Genomic DNA, 3,028 nt, shown 5'->3' with positions numbered 1-3,028 from the left:
TGTCGATTGGAGGCAAGCGTTTGCTAGCGCAAAGCTTCACTAACGCGTAGCGTCCCGGAGGGAACGGAGACCTCGCCATCCCATCCTGACGGACAGCTTCGCTAACGACCGCTTTTTCTCCTTGCTCATGAGAAGCTTTAAACCTTTGGGGATAATAATTAATAATTAATTATTAATTATAGAACTTACGCAAAAAAACGTTTTTTTGTCATTGCGAGGGGCAGCGAAGCAATCTCAAACGTCGATATTTCCTTCCCCATGCGTAAGTCCTGAATTATTAATTATCCATTGTAAAGAAGCTGATAGCTGATAGCTGACCGCTGAATGCTTACGACTGACTTAACCCAACCCATTCATAAAATTCAATCATTTCTGACGAACAGTGGGAGCAACTACCACATTTTTCTCCTTTCATCAGACGAATTCTTCCTTTATTAATTAGTCGTTTGAGTAAGGGACGTATAGCATCAGTATCCATCTGAAAATGCAAAGCCAACTCAGCTAAGGATATCTTGCCACATTTTTGTAAATAACCTTGAATATCAGTTAAAATCATAATCAGGGAATAGGGAATAGGGAATAGGGAACAGGGAATAGGGAATAGGGGAAAGTAATTGATAATTTACAGTGGTTTTCACTTCGGTAGACCACAGTAGGGGCGAGCAAGCGAATCGCCCCTACAGAGTTTTGGTTGTGACGTGAGGTCATCAATCTCAGAAGCGTTGTATGGATAAGAATTGATTTGATTTTGGATTTTTGGAGACATCTATTGGGAATCCACAACCAATTGATTCTGTCTCCTGTATTCTACCTCCTGACTGATAACTGATAACTGAAATGACTCCTTCTTCAAGTAGTTTGTTGCTGACTTCTTAACCGAACAGGTTGAGCTAATTTCATCATAACCAAGGTACAACCCGTAAATACCAATGAACCTACAATCCACATCAAGGAAAAGGCCGGATGTTGTCCAAAGGTACAAACTTGATAGAAGACAGTAGCTACAATATATGCTAATCCTGTTGTCCACAAGGCCACAAACAGCATCCATCCAATATTAGTTTCTCGATAAACAGCCGCCGTTGCTGAGACGCAGGGGAAGTAGAGCAGCACAAATAGCAAATAAGAAAATGCCCCTACTTTGCCATCAAACCGCTTCACCATTGCCCCAAATGTTCCTAACTGTACTTCCTGTTCCTCAGCCGCAGTTTCTACGTCTTGAGTCTCCCCAATATTTAACCCCAGGGGATCGAGTAGTTGATTGGGTAGATCGGCTAAATTAGCGGGAATGGTCGCAAATGCTTCTCCAATACCTCCCCAGAAGCTAAAACCTTCTTCTTCAGTTTCTGCATCGGGATTATCTTCTTTGGCTAATTGTCCGTAAATCGAATCTAGGGTTCCTACCATGGCCTCTTTGGCAAAGACTCCAGTGAAAACTCCCACCGTTGCTGGCCAATTTTCCTCTGTAACTCCCATGGGACTAAAAATAGGGGTGACAGCTCGACTGGTGCTACTGAGAACAGATTGTTCGCTGTCTTGGTTGCCAAAAGAGCCGTCCATACCAATAGAGTTTAACAATCCCAAAACTATCACCATCAAGACAATAACTTTGCCAGCTTTCCACAAAAATGCTTTTAAGCGTTCCCAGGTTCGGATTAACACCCCTTTCATTCGGGGTAGATGGTAGGGCGGTAATTCCATGACGAAATGACTTACTTCTCCTTTGAGAAGGGTATTTTTCATCACAAGTCCTGTAAAAACCGCTGCCAAAATGCCCAACAGATAAAGTCCAAACACAATATTTTGTCCGCCTATAGGGAAAAAAGCTGCAGCAAAGAGAGCATACACGGGAAGCCTCGCCCCACAAGACATGAAGGGATTCATCATAATAGTCATTAGGCGATCGCGGGAATTTTCTAAAGTTCGTGTAGCCATAATTGCTGGAACATTACAGCCAAATCCCACTAACATTGGTACAAAGGATTTTCCTGGCAATCCCACTAACCGCATTAACCTATCCATCACAAAAGCAGCTCGCGCCATATATCCTGAATCTTCCAGAATTGACAAAAACAGGAACATAAACCCAATTACGGGGATAAAAGTGGCAACAGTTTGAATCCCTCCCCCAACTCCATCAGCTAAGAGAGCAATTAACCACCCTGGTATACCCATTCCTTCCAGAAGATTAGCTAAACCATCAACAAAAATCGTGCCCGCAGCAATATCAAAGAAATCAATAAAGGCAGCACTGACGTTGATGGTAAACAGAAACATGACATACATGACTAAAAAGAAAATGGGAACCCCTAGCCAACGATCGAGGACAATCCGATCTAAGCGATCGGAAATTGTACTACTGGCTTCACCAATGCGTTCGGTAGCTCCTTCAGTTAATTGGCGAATAAAACCATAACGACTGTCGGCAATGATGATATCAATATCTTCCCCCAATACCTGATGGATTTGGCGACGATTTTTAACCACAATTTTTACCAAGTCTTTACCCCCTAATTCTGGGGCAACTTTGTCTTCATATTGCAGTAAATTTAAAGCCGTCCAGCGAGGTTCAACAATGCGTTTGCTACTGTTTTCAATGATATAGGGAACCAATTCTGCTAAAGCATCTTCAATCACTGCTGGATAAGCAACATAGCTCGGCGAAGGACTGATATTTTTCACCAGTTCTCCCACCGTATCCAATAAGGGTTTGATTCCTTCTTCTCTAGCAGCATTCATCGGGATAACTGGACACCCTAAGCGTTTTCGTAAGAGTTCGGCATTAATGGAAATACCTCGGTCTTGGGCTACATCCATCATAGGCGAACAGGTTGAGTGGTGGAAATTTGAGGATGAACGTGATCAACTGTTTGCCCAGGGATTGACTCCGCCAGTTGCTGAGCCCCTGTTGCTTGGGGTGACCAAGGCTTCGCTGTCTACAGAAAGCTTTATTTCTGCGGCATCCTTCCAGGAGACGACGAAGGTGCTTACCAATGCCGCAATGGCTGGCAGGATTGACGAACTTGCC

2 protein-coding genes are annotated in these 3,028 nt (G+C 43.5%); both read right to left on the bottom strand.

Features of this window, described 5'->3' with window-relative positions; all coding sequences use genetic code 11:
- Window positions 1–328 precede the first annotated feature (328 nt).
- Complete coding sequence (locus tag F6K22_RS37315) at window positions 329–556, bottom strand: FeoC-like transcriptional regulator (RefSeq protein ID WP_293109817.1); 228 nt, start codon at window positions 554–556, stop codon at window positions 329–331.
- Between the two features lie 293 nt (window positions 557–849).
- On the bottom strand, window positions 850–2,820 hold the full coding sequence (gene feoB, locus F6K22_RS37310) for a ferrous iron transport protein B (protein WP_293109815.1): 1,971 nt from the start codon (window positions 2,818–2,820) through the stop codon (window positions 850–852).
- Between the last annotated feature and the right edge of the window lie 208 nt (window positions 2,821–3,028).

The organism is Okeania sp. SIO2F4, from assembly GCF_010672385.1.
Lineage (GTDB): Bacteria > Cyanobacteriota > Cyanobacteriia > Cyanobacteriales > Microcoleaceae > Trichodesmium.
This window is presented reverse-complemented; position numbering and strand designations above follow the sequence as displayed.

Coding starts and splice junctions, on each gene's coding strand:
- F6K22_RS37315 (WP_293109817.1), bottom strand. CDS start 556: ATGATTTTAACTGATATTCAAGGTTATTTACAAAAATGTGGCAAGATA.
- feoB (WP_293109815.1), bottom strand. CDS start 2,820: ATGATGGATGTAGCCCAAGACCGAGGTATTTCCATTAATGCCGAACTC.